Annotated in this window: 27 protein-coding genes and 1 pseudogene; 7 read left to right on the forward strand and 21 right to left on the reverse strand. The window is 58.5% G+C overall.

The features are described from left to right. Nucleotides 1–327 precede the first annotated feature (327 nt). The 6 genes from NHAM_RS22475 to NHAM_RS22500 all read right to left on the reverse strand — a co-directional run bounded on the left by NHAM_RS22475 (nucleotide 328) and on the right by NHAM_RS22500 (nucleotide 4,913). Nucleotides 328–636: a hypothetical protein gene (locus tag NHAM_RS22475; protein ID WP_245270130.1), complete on the reverse strand. Its 309-nt coding sequence runs from the start codon at nucleotides 634–636 to the stop codon at nucleotides 328–330. A gap of 326 nt (nucleotides 637–962) precedes the next feature. Continuing rightward, complete coding sequence (locus tag NHAM_RS22480; protein WP_011505155.1) at nucleotides 963–1,604, reverse strand: NrsF family protein; 642 nt, start codon at nucleotides 1,602–1,604, stop codon at nucleotides 963–965. Beyond that, nucleotides 1,601–2,155: a sigma-70 family RNA polymerase sigma factor gene (locus NHAM_RS22485; protein ID WP_011505154.1), complete on the reverse strand. Its 555-nt coding sequence runs from the start codon at nucleotides 2,153–2,155 to the stop codon at nucleotides 1,601–1,603. The genes NHAM_RS22480 and NHAM_RS22485 overlap by 4 nt, the downstream gene beginning before the upstream one ends. A 268-nt stretch (nucleotides 2,156–2,423) precedes the next feature. Further along, on the reverse strand, nucleotides 2,424–2,663 hold the full coding sequence (locus NHAM_RS27335; protein ID WP_041359632.1) for a hypothetical protein: 240 nt from the start codon (nucleotides 2,661–2,663) through the stop codon (nucleotides 2,424–2,426). 517 nt (nucleotides 2,664–3,180) lie between these two features. Further along, the gene (locus tag NHAM_RS22495; protein WP_011505152.1) at nucleotides 3,181–4,464 is read right to left on the reverse strand and encodes a porin; all 1,284 of its coding nucleotides are present in this window, start codon (nucleotides 4,462–4,464) and stop codon (nucleotides 3,181–3,183) included. Between the two features lie 71 nt (nucleotides 4,465–4,535). Continuing rightward, the gene (locus NHAM_RS22500; protein WP_011505151.1) at nucleotides 4,536–4,913 is read right to left on the reverse strand and encodes an SPW repeat protein; all 378 of its coding nucleotides are present in this window, start codon (nucleotides 4,911–4,913) and stop codon (nucleotides 4,536–4,538) included. 540 nt (nucleotides 4,914–5,453) lie between these two features. Here NHAM_RS22500 and NHAM_RS22505 point away from each other — a divergent pair. Both NHAM_RS22505 and NHAM_RS22510 read left to right on the forward strand, forming a co-directional pair. Then, complete coding sequence (locus NHAM_RS22505; RefSeq protein WP_011505149.1) at nucleotides 5,454–6,104, forward strand: methyltransferase family protein; 651 nt, start codon at nucleotides 5,454–5,456, stop codon at nucleotides 6,102–6,104. 126 nt (nucleotides 6,105–6,230) lie between these two features. Next, nucleotides 6,231–6,536, forward strand: a complete 306-nt coding sequence (locus NHAM_RS22510; protein WP_041359634.1) for a DUF2933 domain-containing protein — start codon at nucleotides 6,231–6,233, stop codon at nucleotides 6,534–6,536. A 226-nt stretch (nucleotides 6,537–6,762) separates the two neighbouring features. Here NHAM_RS22510 and NHAM_RS22515 read toward each other — a convergent pair whose 3' ends face one another. The 10 genes from NHAM_RS22515 to NHAM_RS24315 all read right to left on the reverse strand — a co-directional run bounded on the left by NHAM_RS22515 (nucleotide 6,763) and on the right by NHAM_RS24315 (nucleotide 15,734). Continuing rightward, nucleotides 6,763–8,070, reverse strand: coding sequence for an OpgC domain-containing protein (locus NHAM_RS22515; protein WP_198137074.1), 1,308 nt, complete (start codon nucleotides 8,068–8,070; stop codon nucleotides 6,763–6,765). A gap of 779 nt (nucleotides 8,071–8,849) precedes the next feature. Further along, entirely contained in the window at nucleotides 8,850–9,257 is a 408-nt protein-coding gene (locus NHAM_RS22525; protein ID WP_245270131.1) for a cation transporter, read from the reverse strand. Beyond that, nucleotides 9,146–9,523, reverse strand: coding sequence for a mercuric transporter MerT family protein (locus tag NHAM_RS25935; RefSeq protein WP_011505144.1), 378 nt, complete (start codon nucleotides 9,521–9,523; stop codon nucleotides 9,146–9,148). The genes NHAM_RS22525 and NHAM_RS25935 overlap by 112 nt, the downstream gene beginning before the upstream one ends. 12 nt (nucleotides 9,524–9,535) lie before the next feature. Then, entirely contained in the window at nucleotides 9,536–10,234 is a 699-nt protein-coding gene (locus NHAM_RS22530) for a cytochrome c biogenesis CcdA family protein (protein WP_011505143.1), read from the reverse strand. Next, entirely contained in the window at nucleotides 10,231–10,491 is a 261-nt protein-coding gene (locus NHAM_RS22535; RefSeq protein WP_011505142.1) for a glutaredoxin family protein, read from the reverse strand. The genes NHAM_RS22530 and NHAM_RS22535 overlap by 4 nt, the downstream gene beginning before the upstream one ends. A gap of 3 nt (nucleotides 10,492–10,494) precedes the next feature. Next, nucleotides 10,495–10,914 carry a heavy metal-responsive transcriptional regulator gene (locus tag NHAM_RS22540; RefSeq protein WP_011505141.1) on the reverse strand — a complete coding sequence of 140 codons (420 nt, stop codon included), beginning with the start codon at nucleotides 10,912–10,914 and terminating at the stop codon, nucleotides 10,495–10,497. A gap of 117 nt (nucleotides 10,915–11,031) precedes the next feature. Next, on the reverse strand, nucleotides 11,032–12,201 hold the full coding sequence (locus NHAM_RS22545) for an MFS transporter (protein WP_245270132.1): 1,170 nt from the start codon (nucleotides 12,199–12,201) through the stop codon (nucleotides 11,032–11,034). 82 nt (nucleotides 12,202–12,283) lie between these two features. Beyond that, entirely contained in the window at nucleotides 12,284–14,737 is a 2,454-nt protein-coding gene (locus NHAM_RS22550; protein ID WP_011505139.1) for a heavy metal translocating P-type ATPase, read from the reverse strand. Between the two features lie 65 nt (nucleotides 14,738–14,802). Continuing rightward, entirely contained in the window at nucleotides 14,803–15,018 is a 216-nt protein-coding gene (locus NHAM_RS22555; RefSeq protein WP_011505138.1) for a heavy-metal-associated domain-containing protein, read from the reverse strand. A 248-nt stretch (nucleotides 15,019–15,266) separates the two neighbouring features. Next, complete coding sequence (locus NHAM_RS24315; RefSeq protein ID WP_011505137.1) at nucleotides 15,267–15,734, reverse strand: ArsR/SmtB family transcription factor; 468 nt, start codon at nucleotides 15,732–15,734, stop codon at nucleotides 15,267–15,269. Between the two features lie 230 nt (nucleotides 15,735–15,964). Between NHAM_RS24315 and NHAM_RS22565 the strand changes: the two genes are divergently transcribed. Both NHAM_RS22565 and NHAM_RS22570 read left to right on the forward strand, forming a co-directional pair. Then, on the forward strand, nucleotides 15,965–16,486 hold the full coding sequence (locus NHAM_RS22565) for an arsenate reductase (azurin) small subunit (protein ID WP_011505136.1): 522 nt from the start codon (nucleotides 15,965–15,967) through the stop codon (nucleotides 16,484–16,486). A gap of 12 nt (nucleotides 16,487–16,498) precedes the next feature. After that, entirely contained in the window at nucleotides 16,499–18,961 is a 2,463-nt protein-coding gene (locus NHAM_RS22570) for an arsenate reductase (azurin) large subunit (protein WP_011505135.1), read from the forward strand. Between the two features lie 195 nt (nucleotides 18,962–19,156). Here NHAM_RS22570 and arsH read toward each other — a convergent pair whose 3' ends face one another. The 5 genes and pseudogenes from arsH to NHAM_RS28710 all read right to left on the reverse strand — a co-directional run. Next, on the reverse strand, nucleotides 19,157–19,879 hold the full coding sequence (arsH, locus tag NHAM_RS22575) for an arsenical resistance protein ArsH (RefSeq protein WP_011505134.1): 723 nt from the start codon (nucleotides 19,877–19,879) through the stop codon (nucleotides 19,157–19,159). After that, nucleotides 19,869–20,273, reverse strand: a complete 405-nt coding sequence (gene arsC / locus NHAM_RS22580) for an arsenate reductase (glutaredoxin) (RefSeq protein WP_011505133.1) — start codon at nucleotides 20,271–20,273, stop codon at nucleotides 19,869–19,871. Before arsC ends, arsH begins: the two co-directional genes overlap by 11 nt. Then, nucleotides 20,270–20,968, reverse strand: coding sequence for an aquaporin (locus NHAM_RS22585; protein WP_011505132.1), 699 nt, complete (start codon nucleotides 20,966–20,968; stop codon nucleotides 20,270–20,272). The genes arsC and NHAM_RS22585 overlap by 4 nt, the downstream gene beginning before the upstream one ends. Beyond that, nucleotides 20,968–21,495, reverse strand: a complete 528-nt coding sequence (locus NHAM_RS28705; RefSeq protein WP_041359713.1) for an arsenate reductase ArsC — start codon at nucleotides 21,493–21,495, stop codon at nucleotides 20,968–20,970. The genes NHAM_RS22585 and NHAM_RS28705 overlap by 1 nt, the downstream gene beginning before the upstream one ends. Before the next feature lie 114 nt (nucleotides 21,496–21,609). Next, nucleotides 21,610–21,843, reverse strand: a pseudogene (locus NHAM_RS28710) (ArsR/SmtB family transcription factor); the annotation flags it as partial. Nucleotides 21,844–21,950: 107 nt separating this feature from the next. Here NHAM_RS28710 and NHAM_RS22595 point away from each other — a divergent pair. Genes NHAM_RS22595 through NHAM_RS22605 form a run of 3 tightly spaced genes read left to right on the forward strand, consistent with a single transcriptional unit; the run spans nucleotide 21,951 to nucleotide 24,880 of the window. After that, a complete protein-coding gene (locus tag NHAM_RS22595) occupies nucleotides 21,951–22,268 on the forward strand; it encodes an ArsR/SmtB family transcription factor (protein WP_011505130.1) in 318 nt (105 codons plus the stop codon). A gap of 43 nt (nucleotides 22,269–22,311) precedes the next feature. After that, nucleotides 22,312–23,688, forward strand: coding sequence for an FAD-dependent oxidoreductase (locus tag NHAM_RS22600; RefSeq protein ID WP_198137075.1), 1,377 nt, complete (start codon nucleotides 22,312–22,314; stop codon nucleotides 23,686–23,688). 10 nt (nucleotides 23,689–23,698) lie between these two features. Then, nucleotides 23,699–24,880 carry an MFS transporter gene (locus NHAM_RS22605; protein ID WP_011505128.1) on the forward strand — a complete coding sequence of 394 codons (1,182 nt, stop codon included), beginning with the start codon at nucleotides 23,699–23,701 and terminating at the stop codon, nucleotides 24,878–24,880. The last annotated feature ends 70 nt before the right edge of the window (nucleotides 24,881–24,950 follow it).

Here is a 24,950-nt window from a genome sequence, read left to right on the forward strand (position 1 = left end):
CCCCATGGCGACGCCCGACGAAAATCGCCTCGGGGAGGCGGTCGCGAGCCGTCGCCTATGTCCAGGATGATCTGGCGATTCTTCAATTCCGATGAATCGTTGCCCGGACTCGAGGCCGTTCGCCGGCAAGACGAGCTTGCAGACGGACCATCGGTTAGTTCGCGCCGAATACCGAACCGGTTACAGGCTCACGCCGATGTGAAAGACCCACTTGAATGGTCGTTCGATGCCCCGAAAGCCGATTGATGCCGAGGCCGAACGATTCATGGGCGCCCTTCCGAATGCGCAAAGTTCATCGATCGGCATGATAATCGGACGGCGGCTGTTTCAGCCGTGACGGTCTTTTTGTTTCGGTGCATTTTGCTTGTCGTGACGCTCGTTGCTGGCCTTCATCATTTGATTGCAGCTTTCCATCATCTGCTTCATTTGACTCATCATGCCCATCATTTCCTGCATGCCTTGTGAGCCGTTGCCCATCATGGGTTGATTGGTTTCCGTCGGCGTCTTCGGTGGCGTGGACGTTTCGTCCGCCTGGACGGCGGCGGAAGCCGCTAACGACGCAATCAATGCGAGCGGGATGAGAGTGGTGATCTTCATTTGGTTGCCTTTCAAAGAATGGCGCGCGTCGGTGGTCAACGCGTGCTGCGGTGCGGTTTGGAGCAGACTGCGACGCTTGGGCGCTCACCCAGGAAAGCGAGCGTCATCTGTTAGTTCGGGAAGAGAGTATGTTCGGTTACAAGCTCACGATCTCGTGAAATCAGGCGGTCGACAGGAAAAGTCCATCGGCGTCGACGAACCCGAGGTCAGGTATCGTCTTCGGCACTTACGTCCGCTGGTGGCACGCACGGCTTTCCGTCTCGAGATGAAGCCGAGCTGGAATCCAAACACGCGGTCGAGGGTTTCCGCGGGTCGGATTCGCGCCGCCTTCGCGAGTTCCGCGACCTGACGAGTGGTCAGTCGGTCTACCAACGCAGCAATTTGGGCCCGAGTACGGCGCCGGCGACCGTACATAAAACGATTGTTCCACCATACCAGAGCGCAATGAAGGGAAGCAGGTCATCCATGCAATGCAGAGCGTAGGCGGTTGCGCTGACGCCGCCCGCGACGAGTCCTGCAAGCGCGCCGGTGCGGACCAGGTCGGTAGGCGCGGCGAGGCGAACCGCCGACATGATGGCGGCGAACGGCACGACCGCGACCGTCGGGATGGCGATCAGACACTCAAGCCAATAGCTGCCGAACACCATGGTTTCCCAGTGCGACCGCGGTGCCGTGGCCAGGCTGATGGCCGCGAGGATCATGACCGCGAGAAACGGCAGGACGGTGAGGGCGAACCGGACCCGAAATTCGCCGCCGGGACGGATGTACTTGACCAGGTAATGCGAGGCCAAAATCACGACCGACAGGCTGAAGGCGAGTTTTGCGACCAGGAAGACTTGGGCGTGCATCTCGTTGAGGTCGGTGCGAACGCCGAGGACAAAAACCACCGCCAGCAGGGATGCCGCGGCGCCAACCAAGATTGCAATCCGGACGTTTCGGACAACTTCTCGCGTATCGACCGGGTCGACCTGCGAACTGAGCATGGAAATCAATTCATTGGTTTTCACGCTTTGGTCTCCCGTGCAATCAATGCGGTGAGGATCTTCAGCCCACGGTGAATGTTGACCTTGACGGCGGATGGCGACATCCCGCTACGATCGGCGGCCTCGGTCACGCTCAGGCCGTCGAGCTTCACGTATTGGAGCGAAAGTCTCATTCGTTCCGGTAACCTTTCAAAGAGCTTGGCGAGATCGAGCTGGCTTTCGGCGGCGGCGTTGTCGTTGGATGCCAGCATGTATTCGGCGTTTTCCAAGGGCACGTCCGCCGTCGTGCTCCTGGTGCGTCGCAAATGGTCGATAAGCTTATAGCGGGCAATGGCATACACCCACGGCGTCAGCGGTTGCTCCGGATCGTAAGTGTGACGTTGCGTATGGATGACGATTAATGCCTCCTGCACAAGGTCTTCAGCTTCCTCGGCCGTGCGTCCGGCTCGTGCGAGCTTGTTTTTGTAATAGCTTCGCAGGTGTCCGCTCAAAGCCGTGAGTAGTGATCGATGCGCATTGGAGTCGCCTTCAAGACTTGCCGCCATCAGCGCTTTGAGGTCAGACTCCTTGGTCATTTCTCCCTCTTTGAATTCGAATGAAGAATGCCCACGGTTACACTCTCACGAGATCGTGAGGCCCGCGCGGCGCGAAAGCCATGCCCAATCGCGAAGTGGGGATCGGATGGAAATGCGTCCATTGATCAAACCGTTCGGACTTCAAAAACTCTGCTGGGAGTATAGCTTGCATCTGACTGCGCGGGGGTTGCGGATTCGCAATGTCTCGGGCCGTCAGATGAACCGTTAGCGACCTACGTTAACACTATCTTCCATCTCACAGGCCAAGTCAGGCGACTACGTGGCGCCCGACCGACTTCGGCACCGACGAAAGCTGCTGATCCGGCGTCAGTCGGGAGGCGGGTTGAATGCAGGTGTGGATGCGAAGTCGGCCGGAAATGATACCGTTCCGTCCGATCTCCCAACCTCTTTCCTTTCCCGCAACTTCCGTCTGCGCGGCGAGGAATTCAACCGCGCTCACATAGTCGTGACCTGTAACCGGCGCAGCTTCGTTTCCGAATTCATTCATGTGCGGTCCATTTAGGATCGGACGGCTGAGGAATCGTGGGAGGTAAAAATGCGCAGATCAAGCCTGGTTGCATTGTTGTCGTTGTTATTGGTCGCTTCAGCATCGCCAAGCTTTGCGCGCGCGACCGGGACCGAGGCACGCTTGGGTCCTCAGAGGACCTCGACCGCGGAGCGGATGGCACCTGTGGTGCCCCGCACCGATCGGGCCGCTGCTCCACGTCCGCGCCCGAAAACTTGCAACTATCGCGGAGGACCCAAAACGGGTATCTGGTCGTGCGAATAATTTTCCCGGCCTCACAAGGGCAAGGCCACCCGCAGCACGGGGCGGGCTGCCTGACTGTTCCGGGAAGAGCGATCGATCGGTGCGATCCCGACCAAAAGACCCGCGTCTTTTTTGAGAGCATGCCGCAACACCGCGCAGGGTATCAAACCAAAGCGATGGGATCATCGCACTCGGGTCTTAATGATCGAGAACCCGATTCAACGTCCGCTCTTTCGCGCAACCACTCGTGGCGTAATCATCTGATTTTGAACGGGATGATGATGTCGCCGCCGAACGTGAATTGCGAACGCTTCGTTCCGGCGCCAAATGGCGTCGTTCCGTTCAGCGAGGTATCGTAACGAATTTCGGGCCTGACAACCAGGCCGTCGAGTTCTTTGGGCACGGGGGGCTTGATCGCGAGTCCGACCGTCAAGGCGCCGTAGGTGGTCGCGCCGCCGCCGATCGCCGTACCCAACGGATTGCCATGCTCGAGCCTGACAAAGTCCAGGTTGCCGGGGAATGCGGCAACGAAGAAACCACTGTTGTCGCGCCAGACTTCTCCGCGTCCGGTGATCTTGAGCCAATCGTTGAGGGCATAGGTGACGTATTGCGCGACGCCGCCCCCGGCCGCGTTGAAGCCTTCCTCACGAATATAGTTCAGGTCGGTGGTGAGCGTGAGCTTGTCGGTTGCCTTCCAGACGATCGTCACATCGTTGAGATAACGCAGAGCCCTATTCGGATTGACACCCGCAAGCACGGCCGACGAGACATTGGGATTTTCCGGGCCGATGTGGGTCGTCGCCAGCACGGTCAGCGCGCCGTCCATCAAATTGAGTCCGATCCCACCGTGGAATGCCGCGGCCATGTTGTTGTCGCCGCCATTGAAGCGGTCGAACCTGTTGCCGAAGGTCGTATTCACGCCGGTGTCGATGCCAGCATAAACATCGAGGATGGGGGTTACATGCGTGGTTGTCATGATCCCGGTGTGCTTGAACGGAATGCCGAAATTGAAGATGTAGGAGTGCGAGTAGAGCGCATTGTCCGGCGCGTAAATAACTTCGGCGCCTTCCAGGGTTACGTATTGTCCGACCTTCACATCCACGCCACCCGACGTGAGCCACGGCAAATGAAACAGAGCGTGGGCCTCGACGATGTCAAACTGATTGCGGCCGCTGATCGATTGATCGAACTCACCCAGAAAATGCGTGTACCGGGCATCCGAGCCGTACATCGCCTGGAACTTGAATCCGAAATCGTATCCGCTCGCTTTGGGATCGAGCGGACGCTGAACCGTCAGCAGCGCCTGGTTCATCAACAGGGAATTGGCCTTATCGGTGAAGAGGTGGCCAAAATTAATGCCGCCGGAAGGCCCCTCATTGAAGGTGATCCCCGCTTGCACATGGCCGGTTATGGTGACGGTATCCCACCAGGACGGCAACGCGGGTACGGAAGTGCGCGCCTTCGTCGTCAAATCTGCACCCGCCGCGCCGCCGGCCGAAAACACCAAAACGACCAGTCCGAGCAGTACACCCTTCCGCATTGTAGGCTCCCCGCGCGACTACTTGCAATTTCGTCCTGTCTTGGAATTCAACAAAGCTTATCACGCTCCTTTTACGCGGGGCGGTGATGGATCACCCAGAGCTCGACCGCGCCAATGGCTGCGACGACGATCCCCACCACGAGATGCACCTGCATCGCCATGGTATCGTCGTTGAAGTTGAGGACCCACGGGCATATTGCCAACCACGATCCGATCGTCAGATTGATCCATTCTTCCGATTCGAAAAACGCCGGAATTGAAACGGTGTCAAAAAGGTCGGCAATCGAAAAGATTGCGACGACGCCAATGGCGGCGCCGGCCATCCATGATGTGTGCCATCCGAGTTGCGATTTGAATCCGAGTAACCAGGGCGACAAGATCAGAAAGCCGCCCAATGCGAGATTGATGAAATCGACGAAAGCTTCGGTTTTCCGGTTTCGCTGGAACATGGCGACCTCGCTTCGTGAAGGCCACATCACACTATTGTAACGACAGTATAGTCTCGTTCGACGGAAATGTGCCAGCGGTTTCCGCTTAGGAGCCCAGAGGACAACGCCATATAGCATGCTCCATGGCCTAATCGTTCGCGGGGCTGGAGAGGCCGGCATGAGCCAAGCCGGCGCGGGGCGTTCCTGCGATGACGGGTTTGAAGCCGATGTTCAAAGAATCCGACGACGCCCTGTAACCATGCGTTCGCTCTGTTCGAACTAACTTAATAACAGGCGCGCGAGGAGCGATCGAGGTTCGCGAAAAGACGGGCCGCGAGCGGTGAGGACGCATAGCTTTGTCGTTTCGGGCGGGAGCCGAGAAAAGAAACGATATGCACTGCTTCTATTGTTCCGACTCATTGATTGAAACGCGAGGTCGGGCATCGCGTTGAGGCCATCGGATGGCCGTCCATAAACGCGGCGATTGCAGAGACAAACGCGCGCGTCAGGAGACGGGGCGTTTTGGCCGATCAAGAATCGGTATCGGTACGAGGCAGATAAATGAACGAAAATATACTCTGGGGAGGTGCCACGATTTCAATCGTTGTCGTATCGTGGTGTTTCTACCGCCTTGTCGTGCCGAAGGGCTGGCGGGAGTGGACTCGCGCTGGAATCGTGCAGGCATTCGTCATCGCATTTTATGCCGAGATGTATGGATTTCCCCTCACGATTTACCTATTAGCCCGAGTCTTCAATCTGGACGTCGCGGGAAATCTTTGGGATGGCAATCTCTGGGTTTATCTGACGGGCAGTTGGTGGGTAATGCCAGCTTCCATGGCTCTCGGTTACACTGTTGTCTTTTTTGGAGCCGCTCTGATCATCGCCGGCTGGCGTGAAGTGTATCGAGCGAGAGCGAGAGGGCGGCTCGCCAGGGGTGGCCCTTACAGCTTGATGCGCCATCCACAATACGCTGGCATCTTTCTGGCGCTGTTTGGCGAAAGTGTTGTGCATTGGCCAACGCTATTCTCACTGACGGCCTTCCCTATCATCGTCGGCGCGTACTGGCTCCTGGCCAGAATGGAGGAGAAGCAGATGATCCAACAGTACGGTGATAAATATCGGAGCTACCAAAGACGGGTGCCGATGTTCTGGCCGGATCACCGCGGTTGGCGCGTAGCCTTTAGAAACTACTCGTTTCGACGGATGCTTTGAAGGCGGCAAAGGACCGCTCAATCTGACCAGTGTTGTCGTCCAATGGAGCGTCGAGGCCGAGAACCAGCACCCTGACCTTCCAATTGTTGGAGAGATTACATTGTCCTCTTGAAAGGAGATGAAACAATGGAACTGAATAGAAATCTGACGACCCGATCTTCTGGCTCTCCGGCGGCAGGCAGAAAGCGAGGTTGGCTCAGTGGATGGAGCGGGCTTGCGGTCTGCGCGGTCGTTTTCGTCGGTGCGATCCTTGTGTTCAGTGGCGCGTTCGGCACGCAGAGCGCTGGAAAACTGCTGCCACTGCTGTTCTTGCTGCCGTGTGCAATCATGATGTTCATGTGCATGAAAAATATGGGTGGCAATCAGAACGACACGGGCAGTTCAAATGTCAAAACTGGTGTTCACAAAACCGATTCTGACGACAGACATTGACCCTGAGGCTCAGGAAAAACGTTGCCGGGTAAATTGTGGCTGTCGGTCCGGAGAGAAGGCGTCGTTTCTCGTGAACGCGCGATCCTAGTGTCGTTTGCGACATTACCTTTCCACCCGACCGAGCATCAATCATTGCGTAACCAACCTGCGAGAAATTGTTCGCGATTTTATCAGCGCAGAGCAATGAAGCCGCCGTTGCCGGCGATCAGTAGGATATCACGGCCAGCTATTGACACTTCAAGTGAACGTTTTTGCGACTGCCGATCCCCACGTACCCGCCGTTCTTACCTTTCGTAAGAAAAGTCGGGTCGCTCCAGGCAAGTACGGTTTTGGAGCGCACTTCAGCATCATCGCTGTCAGCGGTCTCGATCACATCGCTCCCGGAGTGCCCTAAAAATACGAGCGATCGTGGCTTATCGAACGTCTTGGACCAAGACGCGAAGTACGCAATTGCCGTCATTATCGAAAGTCCAGCTACACTGACGAGGATTTGTGCCAACACGGTCTGCGAGCCTGACTCCAATACGAAATGGGCCAAGAATGACAGGATAATTCCTGAACAAAAGACATGGAGAGACTGTTCTCCGCATTTGATCAGAGGTTGAAGAATACTGCATTGCAAGCCGCTCCAGTTCACGGGCAGAAGCCGTGTCGCCAACAGTGCAATGAACGCAAAATGGATCACGCGGTAAGGAGCGAGGTCGGTCTTGTCATTTGGATTGAATGCGTCAAAGAGCCATTTTGGAAATTCATTCGCCAGATTCGGGATATGACCGGCCATCGTCATTGCGAATGAAAATAGCAAATAGACGACTCCAACATAAAGAAGACTTCGTGAACGAATGAGACGGCGTGATCGCTTTGCGCCGCCCACAGCAAACCATGCGCCAAGAACGAACAGCAGCTGCCACGTAAAGGGATTGAAATACCATGCTCCTTCGGGGTAGGCGGACAAATTCCAGCCGAAATGTCGCGCAGCGAGGTAGAGATACAATGATCCCAACATCGTAGCATCGGGCAACCGCAACATGAGCCATAAAATTGGCAAGATACCTGCCAAAAGGACAATGTAGAGGGGGAGAACGTCCATGTTAAGGGGCTTGAAACGGAGGAGCAAGCCCTGGGTAAGGACGTCGAAAGGGTTGCTCACCAAACCGGCAATATTGAATTCATTTATGAGCGCAGGATTATCGTAACTTTGTGCGATATGGCCGATCATGGCCGCATACAACACAAACAAGAAAATGTGAGCGACGTAAAGCTGCCAGACGCGCTTCATCAACCAGGACATTCCCGCAACAAAGCCGCGCCGCCGCATAATATTCGTGCAAACCAGCGATGTCATATATCCTGACATAAAGATGAAAAGCTCAGCCGCATCACTGAAGCCGTAGTTTCTGATCGTGATCCACGCGACAACGTTGTTTGGAATATGATCAAGAAAGATCGCCCAGTTAGCGATGCCGCGAAACAGATCAAGACGATGATCGCGTCCGCTGATTGGAAGAGTGTTGTTTGCTGGCGTGTGTACCATTTTAACTTCCGACTGCTTGCGTGCGGGGGCCCTGTTTGCGCTCGAAGGACTATTCGAAGAAGCGGAATGCATTTGGAGAACCGATGTCGGGGATCCGGGCGCGTTGTGGAGGGATCGTTTTGTAAGTAGGTCGGTGTAGCCCGAAAATTGTGTTTGGCTCGATGACGATAGCCCCGTTATCCAGAGTGATAACCTTATGCACCCGCTGGAAGGCTAACCCTCACAGCGGTCTCGCGATGTAGTCTGTCAGCGCGGTGATTTGACAATCCCCACAAGGAAGTTCGAAGAGATCACCGTGTTGGTTACAAGTTCACGCTGATGTGAGCGGCAGGGCGACTCTCTCAGCGGAAAGTGGTGGTGATAAATTGATGTCCTGGAATTGTCTCGAATGACGGGACACTCGATCAGCGGGCGACCGATCCGCAGCATCTGGTGCCCGGGTAATGAAAAGCCGTTCGACGGCAGCAAGGAGGATGGGTGATCGTGTCGCGGTGATCTTCGCCGAGCCGGGAAAGACCGACAGGCTTATCGAGCAGCATTGCTAGACCAGATGGTGAGGTCGGGCTCCCGTCGATGCCCAGCTTTTTGTCAGGAAGGCACCGCCGTTTTGCAATCGCGCCGGATTGTTCCGCGAAATGATAGAAGAGATGTTGCGCATGACGCCGCGTCACAAGACCGATTCCGACATCAGTCAAGAGGTAGGGCTTCGTCGCGAGACGATCGTAAGCGCCCTCGAGAGGCACACATTGGCGAAAGTTGGATTATGCCGCCCCGGACGTTCAGCGTTTCGGCGCCGAAGGAAAGCCGGCGCTGGTCGTCGCATTCGTCAGATCGTTGACCTCTGCCCGCGCATCATCGAACACAACGATTGCGGTTTTTTCCTTAAACGAAACGGTGACTTTTGAGACGCCGGAAACCTTCTCGATGGTCTTCTTGATCATGTAAGGACAGGCTTCGCAGTACATGTTGTCCACCGCCAGGGTGACGGTTCGTTGCTCCGCCATTGCCCCGCCGGAGGAAATGATAAGCAACCCGAGCGCGAGCGAAGTGGGGAACTTCGTCATTGATCTCTCCATCATGATGTCAGCACGGGCCAAAGGACGTTGAACGCGATCGCAGCGACAACCAATATCGTCGCGACGACGAGCGCGGGATTTACGAATTTGCTCGCCGATCGAATTGAACATGCTGCATCTCTTTTTTGGTTCGATGAGCGATGCCACAGCCAGTATCCACACCCAAGACAGGCAACAGCTAGGGCAATGAAGTAGGGCTGATAAGGGGCGAGCCGAACCAGCGTGCCTATCCATGGAGCGCTGGCTCCCAGGGTAAAAAGAAGCAGCGGCAACATGCAGCACGACGACGCCGCGACAGCGCCCAGGACACCACCCGCCGCGGCGGCATTTTGCAGGCGCGTTACGTCGCGAGAACTATCGGATTCTCTGCTCGTCATGAAGCCAGCCTGTCAGACCGCCAGTTCGGGAATCCAGATGTACACCGCGTTCAACATGTAGAAGCCCATTGCTATCAGGAGCACGCCACCAGCAATCTCGAAACCTCGCCGGTATCGGGCAAAGTGGCTGAGGTTTTCAAGCCAACTGACGGCGAAGGCGCCGATGGCGATGGGCACGGCGCGGCCGAGAGCGAACGCAAGAAGCAACACCACTCCAAGCCAGACCGACCCGATTCCCGCCGTGACACCGAGCAAAACCACCAAGGTTGGCGTGCAGATTGGGCACACCGCGATGGCGAACGGGATTCCGAGAAGGAAAGCTCCCCACGCGGCGGCTGGGCGGCTTGCTCGAAAACCGAACGATGGCAGCGGTATCCGAAGCCAACCGACCCACATCAGGCCCAGGATGATCAACAACGGTCCGAGAAAAAGCCCCCAGCCTCGTCCAGCAATATCCGCGGCCCATTTCCCGCCCAATCCTGCGATCAGGCCGAGAAGCACATGGGTGAGAACCATGCCCAGGATGAACATGGCACCGAATAGGAATGCCTGGTCCTTGTTCCGACCCTTGGTGACGTAGGCGAGCGAGACTGGGATCGAAGCCAAAGCAACGGGATTAAAGCTGAATACAAGCCCGGTCAGAAACGCGACGCCCGCGGCGGCGATGCCCGCATGCTCCACTGCCAGCCGTAGCGATTCCGTATCCATCATTCGCGCCCTTTACTTCGCTCGATCAGCGCCGTGCGCAGTTGCGCTACAGTCGGCATTGACGTGAAAATGAGTTTTCCGTCGACCGCGATGGATGGGAGCGTCAGCACGCCGAGTTCGACCGCATAATCGAGTTCATCGAGAACATTCAATTCTCGCCACACCAGATTCTTCACCGCTTCCTGAGCGGTTGTCCGGAGCCTGGCGTGCGCAGCGACGCATTCGGAGCAGCCGGGGCTATAGAACATCTCGACTTTCATGGATTAATGCACCGGTGTCTTGACGTTGGCTCGTTCCAGAGCGGCGATAATCGTGCACTCGTTTACTGGCTGGGTTTCGTTCGCGCAGTCGGCAATCAGTTCATCGAGCGCCTTGGACATCGCCTTCATCGCGCGAATCTTGCTTTCGATCTGCAATTTTTTTTCGACGGCTCGGGTGCGGACGTCGCCGCAACAGGCCTTGTCGCGTCCCCGCAAGACGAGGAGATCGCGTATCTCCGCGAGCGTGAAGCCGCAGTTCTGGGCATGCTTGATGAAGCGGATGCGCCGTGCTGAGTCCTTGTCGTACAGCCTATAACCAGCGGGACTTTTCCCTGCAGGCTCGACCAAGCCTTCCTGTTCGTAATAGCGCAACGTGTCGTTGCTAACGCTTGTGAGGGAAGCCAATTTGCCGATGGTGAACATGCAGTCTCTCCAGCGTGTGTTCTAGACCCCGGAGTATACTCCAGGGTCAAGCGCATCATTGAGGCATCAGCCGCCTGCCGCGCGTCGGTCTGGATATGGTATCCAGGCCAGCCTGCATCACCCTTGGGTGGATATCGTTGGGCGGGCGGACGGGACCTCGGAACGGAACAACGCCAAGGACAACAAGGCGAGGATCATCTCGACGACTGCGAACACGCCCAACGCGGCCGCGAAGTTGTAACGGAGCAGTTCGCCGAAGATGAGGCTTCCGAGTCCGAATCCGACGAAGAGCATGAAGACATTCAATCCCATCGCCTGTCCGGCACGTTTGCCGCCGAGCGAGGTAACAATTCCCGCGAAAAGTGGTTGGGTCATGTCGTAGCCCAGGGACAGCACCATCGCGACGACAGGGGCGAGGACCATTGGGAAGCCGAGCATCAGTGCCGCCGCCGCAAGAGTACTCAGCAACAGACCAATGGGTATCAGTCTGGCGCGGCCGAAGCGATCCGCCGCCCGACCGATCAGCGGCCCGAAGAGGAGGCCGGGCACGCCATAACCGAGGAGCGCGAGGCCAATTCCGATGGGCCCGACGCCGTATCGCTGCTCGAAGTACACGCCAAGCCAGGTGAAGACGCCGGAATGGAATATCGAGTTGATGAGGACATAACCATAGGTGCGCTGCCCACGCGGCGTGCCGAGGAGATCCTTGTAGCCGCGGACCAAATCCCGGAGCGTGCCGGTCACCGATTGAGCCGTGGCAGCAATGACGGATCGATAGGGCAGAAGGACAAGCAGTAGCACCGCGCCGACAGCCCCGACCACGACGAACAAGCCTTGCCAGCCGACGAACGGCACAATCATCGCGCCCAGTGGCGAACCGAAGGCCATGCCGCCAGCCATCGCGCCGAACAGCCAACCGAGCGGTCGGCCCCGCTGTTCGTAGGGATACAGCCGTCCTACCAGTGCTAACGCAAGCGGAACGACGCCGCTCGCGCCGATTCCAGTCACGGTCCGCCACAGTGCGAGCTGCTCAACGGACTGCGCGGTCGCCGTCAGCATGGTGAGCGCCGAGAAAGCCATCAAGGACACGAACATCACGCATGGATAACCGAGCCGATCCGCCAGAATGCCGTACGCGAGGGTCGCGATCCCATAGGGGATCAGGTAGGCGGGCACGATGAGCCCGACGGTTTGGACCGAGGTTCCGAAGGCATTCGACAGGGCGGGTATAATCGGCGCCACCATGTAGGCCTGAAAGAAGATGATGAAGGTTGCCGCGGCGAGCATCCGCAGGAGGCGCTCGCGCCGGTGATCGTCGATCGCGCCCGGCGCCGTTTGCCGCACTCTCACAAGATCATCCTGTGCCATGTCACGCCGCCTGCGATGTTGTGCGAGCAATCGGACGCCCGACACTCCGGATTGCATCAAAAAAGAGCCGCGGCGTTCCCCATAGCGAGTTGATGAAAATCGCAGTGACGCTGACGGCCATCGCCACCATCGCCCACACCGGATGGATCAGGCCGGTGGCAGCAAGTGGAATGCCGAGGCCGTTGAAGAGAAAGGCGAGGGCGACGTTCTGAACCATCTTGCTGTAGCTCCGGCGGCTGATATCGCGGGCGACCGGAAGCGCATCGAGACGATTGGACAGGATGATGATGTCCGCCGACTCGATCGCAATATCGGTGCCGCTACCCATGGCGATGCCGATATCAGCTTGCATGAGAGCGGGGGCGTCGTTGATGCCATCGCCGACCATCGCGACCCGGGCGTTGATCTGAAGCTCTCGGACGATTCTGGCCTTGTCCTGGGGCAAGACCCCTGCGTGAATCTCGTCGATGCCAACGTCCCGACCGACCCGCTGTGCCGCGCGCTCATTGTCACCAGTGACGAGGATCGTCCTGAGGCCTGCTTTGCGCAGCGCGGCGATGGCCGAGACGGCGTCCGGTCGGAGTGCATCGCCCAAGGCGACAATGCCCAGCGCGTGTCCATCCCGAGCGACGGCGATCACGGTGCGTCCGGCGGCCTCCAGGCTGTCAATGGCCTCACGAAGAGGCGTGAGGTCAATATCGCGGTCGGCGAGGAAGCGCGGACTGCCGACGAAGACTTCGCGGGCGTCGATGCGTGCAACGATACCCTTTCCGGGGAACGCCTCGAATGACTCAACGTCCCGAGGCGTTGCGCCGTAATCGAAAGCCGCCTTGATCACCGCCCGTGCCAGCGGATGCTCCGAGGATGCTTCGGCGGCAGCGGCAATGGCAAGAAGCTCCTGCTCACCTACATCCATGGCTCTGATCTCGCGCACCGTTGGACGACCCTCGGTGAGCGTGCCTGTCTTGTCGAGGATGATTTTCGTCACCGTTCGGAAGCCCTGGAAGGCTTCGCCAGTCCGCATCAGGATGCCACGCTCGGCGGCCTGACCAGCACCACGTACGATGGAGAGCGGCGCTGAAATGCCGATGGCGCAGGGATATCCCATCACCAGGACACTCAGACCAGCAAACACGGCACGTTCTACGTCCACATAGCCTGTGCCGAGCCAGGAGCCGATGAGCCAGCCGATGAAAGCAAGGGCGGCGATCAAAAGAACGGTCGGCGTGTAAACACGCAGCACGCGATCAACGAGATGAAGAAGGCCGGGCTTCAGCGCCCGTGCGTCCTCGACGTGACGGATCACCTGATGCAGGAAGCTGCCTTCTCCGATCGCCGTGATCCTCAGCAGGAGGGTGCCCGTGCTGTTGATCGAGCCGCCGATGACGGAATCCCCCTCGGTCTTCTCGATCGGGACAGCCTCGCCGGTCACCAATGATTGGTCAACGCCGGAATGACCGTCGACCACCGTACCATCTGCGGGGATGCGCTCGCCGGGGCGAATCCGCACAAGATCTCCGATCCTCACCTCATCAATCGGCAGTTCCAGTTCCTCGGTGCCGCGCACGACGCGCGCGGTCTCAGGCTGCAGGTCCAGCAGGCGCTTCACCGCCTGGGAACTTCGCGTCTTCACGATGAGCGAAAGCCACTCCGAGAAAATATGATAGGTGCCGACCATCACCGAAACGGCGAAGAAGGCCGCGGTGGGATAGCCGGGCCGATCGAGGATCAGCCCGATGATACCACCAGCTATCCCTGCGAACGCGCCGATCTCGAGAAGCACGTGCTGATTAAGGATGCCACGGCGAAGCGCCTGAACGGCCATGTAGAGAATGTGCCGCCCCACTCCGAAGACAAGCATCAGAGCCAAGGCACCCGCAAGCCAAGGTGCTGCGTCCGTCAGATATCCTTGCAGATTGAGGTAAAGCAGGCTCAGTGCCATGACCGTTAGGCCCAACGCGGCGCCGATGGCGGTCCACAATCCGCTTGATCGCAACACCAGGAAGACAAACCCTCCAAGACTGAGGCACACCATGGCCGGTAGAAATCCGATCCAGCCCACAGCCGGATCGGCAATGATGGGAATCGCCGCGACACTGAGAACAACCGCGAGAACGAAACGCCGGGCCTCGCGCAGTAGGTCGTGCTCTTCCTCTTCAAAGGCCCTGAGCTTGCGAGGGTCGGAAATCGTGTAGCCGATGTCGCGCAACGTTTGGAGCAGATGTTCGGGACGCGCAATTGTTGGATCGTACTCAACCAGCGCCTGTTCATGCGTCAGGCTCACGGCCACCTTGTCGACGCCGGGCATGCGGCCGAGCGCTTTCTCGATGGTGCCGGTGCAAAGCGAGCAATGCAGCCCCCCGATCCGGGCGCGAATCTTTCTGCGATTTGGTCGCGTTGATGGTTCCTCCGTCCAAAGCGCGAATGGGGAGTCGGTTGCCGTTGAAAGAGCCATCGGAGTCTCCGTGAGTGCGCGAGCACGCGCTGAAATGGGAAAGCGAGACGGGGCCGCGATGACAATTATCCGCGTGCTACGACCCGAAAGCCGGGTTTTTGAATCGTATCGACGAGCCGTTCCTCCTCGACGGATTGGGGATCGTAGAGGATGCGTGCCGACCCCTCGTCGAACGACACCTCGGCCACTCGTACCCCAGGTTCCTTTTCCACGAGCTTCTTGATCGTGTTGGCGCAGGCGTCGCAGTTCATGCCTTCGATTTTGAATGTCGTCGTTTTCATCGGGTGCTCCAATTTGAAATATTGCAGGATTGGAGCGATGCTAACCCTTGGAGGTACCTCCTAGGTCAAGCGACTAAAGCTCGATCTTCTCGATCGGCTGACCTGTGGTCACAGCGCGTGGCCCAATGATAGCGCTTGACCCCGTCGATCCAGGTTTGCGGCGAGGCCAAGGCGTCGACAGTCAAGAATCGTGCGACGCCGCCCAGCACGACCCAAATTTGGAACCGATAGATTTTCGACGAAGACGGCTAAGCCCGCTTCCGGGAAGCCTTTGGTTGCCGTGCGGAGCGCTTCTTCGGAGATGCCTTTTTGGAAGCGGTTTCGCAGTCACACGAGGCCCCGGTTGCGTTCGGAATGCCGCACAGTTCGGGATGTCCATTGCAGCAATCGTCGATGAGAAACGAGATCAGTGACTGCATGCCTTTGACGTCCGAACGGTAGATGATGGTTCGACCGTCACGCGAACTGCGAAGAAGTCCGGCCCTGACCAGGATGGCAAGGTGGGTAGACAACGTGTTGTGCGGTGCGCCAACCGTTTCGGCGATGACGCCTGCGGTAATTCCGACCGGTTCATGTTTCACGAGCAACCGAAAGATCGCAAGCCGGGTTGGTTGAGCGAGTGCCGCCAGCGCCGATATCGCGTGCGGTTCCGACAGGTCTTGCCCCGGACTAACGCGCGTCGCGTGACTTGCGACCGCGAGCATTGCGTTCCTCATCAAATCATCCTGCTGCAGTGCATCCAATCCTCCTCACCTTTTTATATGACAGGCAGGTGACAAGCTAGAACGTTTCCATTATTAAATATGTCGAGACGTCTCGACATATCGTAATCATATTTCGAATGTGATCGGTAACAACGAGTGGGACGCTCGGGCGGTAGGCGTACCGACCCAACCTCGAGGAAACCCCACCGGTAGGCGTATCGGTGCGTTCCAGGAGAACGGCAATGTCTCACTGCGATCATTTGGTCGATGTTGGGCGCCGCAAATTTCTGAGCGGAGCCGGTCTCGCTGCCGCGGGTGCTGCAGCTGCGACCATGGTACCAGTTCATGCTAAAGCCGCGCCTGGTTCTGCGCGCGTCGATTACCCTTCAAACCGTCTTGCCAACATCGGCGAGTTGAAGCCCAACGAGGCATTCAACGTGGCATACCCCGACGCGGATGCGCCCGGGGTCCTTCTCAAGCTGGGCAAGCGCGTTCCGGGCGGTGCCGGACCGGACGGCGACATCGTGGGGTTTTCCACGATTTGCCCGCACAAGGGTTTTCCCCTCAATTACAATGGCGTCGACAAGACACTGAATTGCCCTGGCCATTACTCGCGCTTCGATTGCGAATCCGGCGGCCAGCAAGTGTGGGGCCACGCCACGCAAAACCTCCCGCAGTACATGCTTCGCATCGACGGCAAAGGCGACATCTACGCCGAGGGTGTGGACGAGCTTTTGTACGGTCGTCTGTCCAACGTGTTGTGAGGGAGAAATATCATGGCCTACAAGCGTCAGATCGATCGTCTCCCGATCATCCCGAAGGATGCGAAGGAATTCAACGTCACTTGTCATTACTGCATCGTTGGCTGTGGCTACAAAGCCTACACTTGGCCGACGAACAAGCAGGGCGGCACGGCGGCGGACCAGAACAAGTTCGGCGTCGACCTAGCCAAGCAGCAGGGCGCGGATACACCCAACTGGTATGCGCCTTCGATGTACAACATCGTGCGCCAGAACGGCGAAGACATGCACATTGTCATCAAGCCGGACCAGGATTGCGTGGTGAATTCCGGGCTCGGGTCGGTGCGTGGCGCCCGCATCGCCGAGATGAGCTATTCGCAGGCACGCAACACCCAGCTTCAGCGCCTCACCGACCCGATGGTCTGGCGCTACGGCCAGATGCAGCCGACGGGGTGGGAGGATGCGCTTGACCTTGTCGCGCGCGTAACCGTCGCAGTCATCAATGACATGGGCGAGGATGGACTCTTCGTCTCCGCGTATGACCATGGCGGCGCCGGCGGCGGTTATGAAAATACTTGGGGCACCGGAAAGCTCTATTTCGGAGCCATGAAGGTCAAGAACATCCGGATCCATAACCGACCCGCCTACAATTCCGAGGTTCACGCCACGCGCGACATGGGCGTCGGTGAACTCAACAACTGCTATGAGGATGCCGAACTCGCCGACACCATCGTCGCCGTCGGAACCAATGCACTCGAAACCCAAACCAACTATTTTCTCAATCATTGGGTGCCGAACCTGCGCGGCAGCTCCGTCGACAAGAAAAAGGCCGAGTTCGGCGCGGAGCCAGTCGATCGCGGACGCATCATCGTCGTCGATCCCAGGCGTACAGTCACCATCAATGCCTGCGAAGCCGAAGCAGGCAAGGACGGCGTGATGCATCTCGCCGTCAACTCCGGCACCGACCTCATTCTCTTCAATGCATGGCTGACCTATATCGCCAGCAAGGGTTGGATCGACAAAGCTTTCATCGACGCTTCCACCAAGAACTTCGACAAGGCGCGGACCGCAAACAATGTCAGTCTGGATGAGGCGGCGAGGGTCACGGGCCTCACCGCCGACCAGATCAGGCAATCGGCAGAATGGATCGCGCAGCCAAAATCCGGCAACGCACGTCGGCGGACGATGTTCGCTTATGAAAAGGGCTTGATCTGGGGCAACGACAACTACCGGACGAACGCAGCTCTAGTGAACCTGGCGCTCGCGACAGGAAACGTCGGACGCCCCGGCGGTGGCTGCGTGCGGATGGGAGGCCACCAAGAAGGCTATTCGCGACCCTCGGACGCGCATGTCGGCCGTCCGGCAGCCTATGTGGATAAACTGCTGATGGAAGGTAAAGGCGGCGTACATCACATCTGGGGATGCGATCATTACAAGACCACGCTCAACGCCTTCAAATTCAAGCAGACCTACAAGAGGCGCACCGACATGGTGAAAGACGCCATGATGACGGCGTCATACGGCGACCGTGCCGCGATGGTGAATGCCATCGTCGATGCAATCAAGAAAGGCGGGCTATTCGCGGTCGATGTCGACATCGTGCCAACCAAGATCGGCGAGGCGTGTCACGTCTGGTTGCCTGCCGCCACGTCCGGTGAAGCCAATCTCACCTCCATGAATGGCGAACGGCGCATGCGGCTGACCGAAAAATACATGGACCCTCCCGGCCAAGCAATGCCCGATAGCCTGATCGCGGCACGGATCGCGAACCACATGGAGCGCGTCCTGCACGAGCAGGGCAAAGGCAAATACGCCGACCAGTTCAAGGGGTTCAACTGGAAGACGGAGGAAGACGCCTTCATGGACGGCTATCATGGTCACGAAAAGGGCGGGGAGTTCGTCACCTATGAGCGTCTACGCGTGATGGGAAACAACGGCTTCCAGGAGCCCGCCACGGCCTTCAGGGACGGCAAGATCGTTGGGACCAAGCGACTGTTTGCCGACGGGAAGTTCAATTCCAAGGACGGCAAGGCGACGTTCATGGAAACCCAATGGCGCGGATTGCAGGCAGCAGGAAAGGAAGAGGAGCGCAAGAAGTGGCCGTTCCTCATCAACAACGGACGCGCTAACGTCGTGTGGCAAAGCGCCTATCTCGATCAGAAGAACGAATTCGTCATGGATCGCATGCCGTACCCGTTCATTCAGATGAATCCGCAGGACATGGCGGACCTCAAGCTCAATCAAGGCGATCTGGTTGAGGTCTACAACGACAACGGCTCCACGCAGGCCATGGTCTATCCGACAGCCAGTGCGAAACGAAAACAAACGTTCATGCTGTTCGGTTATCCGACTGGGGTTGTTGGCAACGTCGTGTCCGCCGGGGTCAACGAGTTCATCGTCCCGAACTATAAGCAGACCTGGGGTGGTATCAGGAAGATCGCGGATGCTCCGGAGGGCGTGAAGCACCTGAGCTTCAAGTCCGACGAATACACGGCCTGAACGATCCTCCCGCATCCTTGCCTGAGCGGAACGCCGCTCGGGCATTTTTTTGAAGCTCAATGCCAAAAATCAAGCAACGTGTCATGTTCGACCCCGTTGTCGCGGGTGCTCGAGTCATAAAACATAGCCTCAAGCCGTTGGTAGGAGGGGATTTGCGGAGCTTAGAACGCGCTCGTCCGCCTGCCCATTCCAGTCCTAAAGTGCTTGATCGAGACTCATGCGCTTTACAAGCTTTTCGGCCGTTTCCTTGCGTTCGCTGTAGCGGTCCGTGAGATATCCGGAAACGCCCCGCGTCAACAGCGTGAACTTCACAAGCTCCTCTATGACGTCGACGATCCGATCGTAGTAGGGCGATGGCTTCATCCGCCCGTCCTCATCGAATTGTTCATAGGCCTTGGCGACCGACGACTGATTGGGAATCGTGATCATGCGCATCCATCGGCCGAGGACACGGAGTTGGTTGATAGCGTTGAACGATTGAGAACCGCCGCACACCTGCATGACGGCCAGTGTCTTGCCTTGCGTCGGCCGCACCGCGCCGAGCGACAACGGAATCCAGTCGATCTGGGCCTTCATGATGCCGGTCATCGCGCCGTGGCGTTCCGGACTGCACCAGACCTGACCTTCCGACCAGGCCGACAATTCGCGAAGCTCCTGGACCTTCTCGTGGGTCGCCGGGGCGTCGTCCGGAAGAGGGAGGCCAGAAGGATCAAAAATCCTGGTTTCCGCACCGAAGGTTTGAAGAAGACGGGCGGCTTCCACCGTGGCGAAACGGCTGAACGATCGCTCGCGCAGTGATCCGTACAGTAGAAGAATGCGCGGACGGTGCGTTGGCATTGGACGATGCAATAATCCGGCATCGGGAAGGGAGAAGGCTTCGTCATTGACGTTTGGCAAATCTTGCATCTCAGTTCGCATTGATGATCTCACCGTCTTCCTTCACGAACCGTCCGATGTGCGGGTTCGGAAGAATGGAAAGCACCTCTTCGGAGGGGCGACAGAGCTTGACCCCCTTGGGCGTCACGACGACAGGGCGGTTGATCAGAATGGGATGCGCAATCATGAAGTCGATCAGTTCGTCGTCGGTCCACCTAAGATCCGCCAGTTCGAGATCGTCGTAGGGCGTACCCTTTTGGCGAAGCAGGTCGCGAGGGGAAATACCCATTCGGGTCATCAACTCGATCAGCTTTTCGCGCGACGGCGGTTGCTTCAGGTATTCGATGATTTCCGGCTCGATGCCGCTTTGGCGGATCATCGCCAAGGTGTTGCGGGACGTTCCGCAATCCGGATTGTGATAGATGGTGATGGTCAAAGGATCGCCTCCTGGGCGAGTTGGGGTTTGGTTTCGTCCGCACGCAGGAGCCAGCCGATAAGAGCCATGCCGACCAAGGCGCCGCACAGCTCCGCGATGATGAAGCCTGGAAGATCAGTCGGGCGGATGCCGGAAAACGTGTTCGTGAACGCGCGGGAGATTGCCACCGCAGGATTTGCGAACGACGTCGAGGCCGTGAACCAATAGGCCGCCGTGATGTAGAGGCCGACCAGCCACGGGACGGCGGTGCGCTGGAAGCGGATTCCAGCGACAATGGTCGCGACAAGACCGAACGTGGCGACGCCTTCGGCGAGCCATTGCCCACCGCCCGTGCGGACCTTGGTCGAGGCTTCCAGCAAGGGCAGCGCGAACATGGCGTGTGCCACGATGGTGCCCAGGACACCGCCGACGATCTGGGCTCCGACGTAGCAGACACCGTCGCGCGCACTCATTTCCCGCTTCAACGCAAAGACCAGCGTTACCGCCGGATTGAAATGCGCTCCCGAAATGGGGCTGAGGATCGTGATCAGCACGACGAGGATCGCTCCGGTCGGCAGGGTGTTTCCGAGAAGCGCCAGTGCCGTGTCCTTGGTCAACGTCTCCGCCATGACGCCGGAGCCGACGACTGTTGCCACCAGAAGCCCGGTCCCGAGCGCTTCCGCAACCGCTCTGCGCGACAGGCTGTAGGTTTCCATCAGATCACCTTTCCTTGTCCGAATGTCGAACCGTCCAAACGCCCGATCTCGCGCAACTTCGTACCGAGCGAAAGCTGATCGATGCTTGCCAGCGGAAGATTGGTGAACAGGCTGATGCGGTTTTTCAGATAACGAAACGCGGCAACGAACGCGGCTTCTTTCTGGATGTCGGTGCCCTCGATAGCCGCAGGATCTTCGATCCCCCAATGCGCAGTCATCGGTTGTCCCGGCCAGACTGGGCAACTCTCGCCAGCGGCGCTGTCGCAAACCGTGAACACGAAATCCATCACCGGGGCGTCCGGCACCGCGAACTCTTCCCAGCTTTTGGAACGCGCACCATCGGACGGATAACCGAAACTGTTCAGTACGCTCAACGCAAATGGATTGACCTTGCCCTTGGGCTGGCTGCCCGCTGAGAACGCGCGGAAACGGCCGTTGCCGTCCTTGCTCATGATCGATTCCGCGAGGATTGAGCGGGCACTGTTTCCGGTGCACAGGAACAGCACGTTGTATATCTTGTCCGACATTTGAGGGTTCCTTCGTTTCGGGAGAGGGGCCAGATCTTCGATCAGCGGTGCACAGACCTCCGTGCGCCCGCCGCAGCAATCCTTGAGCAGGAAGAGCGTGACTTTCCGGAATGCTTCGAGATTGGCGCGGTACACGATCGAACGGCTTCGGCGCTCCCCGCGCACCAGTCCAGCCCGCGACAGGGTTGCCAGGTGGGTCGACATCGTGTTCTGCGGCACGCCCGCGAGGCGTGCGAGTTCCCCAGCGGCCGCGCCACCCGGTTCGCGCTCCACCAGCAGGCGGAAAACGTCCAGACGGGTCGCCTGGGCGAGGGCGGAAAGTGCCGCGATCGCAAACGAGGTATCCATATGTCGAAATTTCTAGAAATAACGAGGAATGTCAAGCGGGATCGTAGATATTTTGATAATTCTAGAAATACGGTTGACTCGGTCGTCGGAGACTATAACGTGTCCCCATGAAACTTGATGATGCCGCAACGCGCCTCGAAGCCCTCGGCAATCCGACACGGCTCAAGATCTACCGCGCACTCGTTCGCGCCGGAACGGTCGGCATGCCCGTCGGTCGCCTGCAGGAAAAGTTGAAGGTCGCCCCTTCGACCTTGTCACATCACATCAAGTCGTTGGTCAGCGTCGGCCTCATTCGCCAGGTCCGTGAGAGCACGACGCTCGTTTGTCATGCCGAATACGACGCGATGCACGCTCTGGTGGATTTCCTTGTCGCTGAGTGCTGTGCCGACGAAGCGGGATGCAAGGACGCGAAAACGGCCGCATGAGTTTTTTTGATCTATAATTTCTATTATTCTAGAAATATGGAGAATGAGAGTGACATCCTCGAAAATCGTTGCTGTCATCGGGGGAGGCCCCGTCGGCCTTGCCGCCGCTGCTCACCTGATGGAACGCGGCATGACGCCGATCGTGCTGGAGGCCGGAGAACAAGCTGCTCACGCGGTCCGGCAGTGGCGGCATGTGCAGTTGTTCTCGCCGTGGAAATACAACATTGACGGTGCTGCCGCCCGTCTGTTGGCCGCTACGGGGTGGAATTCACCTGATCCAGAGGCCTACCCGACGGGAGGCGAGTTGATCGAGCGCTACCTCGATCCTCTGGCAACCAAGACACCCTTGAGGGACGTCATCAGGACGTCAAGCCGGGTTACGGCTATCAGTCGTGTCGGATTCGACAAGGCAAAGACGAAGGGACGCGAGAGCGCGCCATTCGAAATCCGCTTTCAGAACGGCAAGGGACCTGAAACCCTGCGTGCCGATGCCGTGATCGACGCTTCCGGAACGTGGTCTTCTCCAAATCCGGCAGGCGTGAATGGGCTTGCCGCCATCGGTGAGAGGGAATGTGCGGCTCGGATCACCTATGGGATGCCGGACGTCCGCGGGACGGAGCGGGAGCGCTATGAGGGCCAGACTGTTGCGGTGGTGGGGGCAGGTCATTCTGCAATCGGAACGCTGATCGAATTGGCCCGACTTCGCGACAATGCGCCTCCAACCAATGTCATTTGGCTTCTCCGCGGCACCGATCCGTCAAAGGCATTCGGCGGGGGCGCCAACGACAAGCTCGTCGCTCGCGGCGAACTGGGAGCGGCTTTCGCCGATCTCGTATCGAAGGGAGCGATCCAGGTGGAGACAGGTTTTGGCATCACGCATGTTTCCGCTTCCGGAGAGCGGCTACGCATCGGAGCCGGTTCGGCATGCTGCGGCCGCCACGTCGTCGTCGATGAGTTGATCGTGGCCACGGGATTCCGGCCTGATCTCTGGTTCCTAAGTGAGATGCGGTTGCGTCTGGATTCCGCGATCGAGGCACCTGTCGATCTGGCGCCGCTGGTCGACCCGAACGAACACAGCTGCGGGACTGTGCGCCCCCATGGGGCGCGAGAACTTCGGCAGGATGAGCCCGGTCTCTATCTGGCTGGCATGAAATCCTACGGACGCGCGCCGACGTTCCTGATGATTACCGGGTACGAACAAGTCCGCTCCATTGCGGCAGAGATCGCCGGTGACCATGAAGCGGCTGCACGGGTCGAACTCGATCTGCCGGAAACAGGCGTTTGCACCCGGGGTGGCGTAGAGGTCGGGACCGCGTCGGCGGGATGTTGTGGCGGTCCGGCGCCCGTCGGTGCGGATGCCTGCTGCGCTGAGGATGCCGATGCGAAGACTGCGGGGAGATCCGGGTGCAGTTGCTCGTGAGGATGACCGCGTGAGCGGCCGCCAGCTTCCGGTCATCTTCGCGCTTGGGACAACGCAAACCCTCGCGTGGGCCTCCAGCTATTATCTTCCGGCGATTTTGGCTGATCCAATCGCGCGAGACCTCGGCATCTCGAGCAACTGGTTCTTTGCCGCGTTTTCCGCCGCCTTGGTCATCTCCGGATTGCTCGGGCCGCGTGTCGGACGTCAGATCGATCTGATCGGGGGACGGCCAGTCCTTTCCGGATCGAATTTGATCTTCGCTGCTGGTCTGGCGTTGCTTGGGGCATCGACGTCGGGTTGGATGCTCGGAGCGGCTTGGTTTCTGCTCGGCATCGGAATGGGAACGGGGCTTTACGATGCGGCATTCGGTGCGCTGGGGCGCATCTATGGCAACGATGCCCGACGCGCGATCACGGGAATTACGCTGATCGCGGGATTTGCCAGTACGGTTGGCTGGCCGCTCAGTTCGTTCGGGCTTGAGGCGATCGGATGGCGAGCCACGTGTTACGCCTGGGCCGTCGCGCACCTTCTGGTCGGGTTTCCTCTCAACCTCCTCTTTCTGCCGAGGGTTACGACGGCAAAGCGTAACGAGGCATCGACCGTCAAACCGCACATGCCGATCGACCGCACCATGATCCTGCTGTCCTTGGCGTTCGCGGCAGCATGGACGGTCACCTCCGCGATGGCGGCACACCTGCCGCGTATCGTCGAGGCGTTCGGTGCAACGCCAGCGCAGGCTGTTTTTGCGGGGATGATGATCGGCCCCGCCCAGGTGGCGGCGCGTGTCCTGGAAGCGGGCACGCTGGGCAGATTCCATCCGTTGTTCTCGACCCGGCTTGCCTGCATCACACATCCCATCGGCGCCTGCATAATCGGAATCTTCGGAGGCGGTGCCGCGGCGGCATTCGCCTTGCTTCACGGGGCAGGCAACGGTTTGCTCACGATTGCTCGAGGTACACTGCCGTTGGAAATCTTCGGTCCCGAAAACTACGGATATCGCCTCGGGCTGCTCGGTGCGCCGTCCCGCGTTTGTCAGGCCCTGGCTCCTCTGGGCTTTAGTCTGCTGATTGATCCACTCGGGGGAGCGGTTCTGATTGTATCGTCGTTGCTGAGTCTGGTCGCGTTCGGTGCGCTGTTATTGCTGCCAAGGCATGCAACCAAGGACACCGTGGCCGAAGAGGCGAAAAGCTGATGGCATTGCGACCCCGCCGTCAATAACGTCGGGCGCTGGTAAGCAGGTTAGAAATTTGATTCGCATAAGA

It is taken from the genome of Nitrobacter hamburgensis X14 (assembly GCF_000013885.1).
Lineage (GTDB): Bacteria > Pseudomonadota > Alphaproteobacteria > Rhizobiales > Xanthobacteraceae > Nitrobacter > Nitrobacter hamburgensis.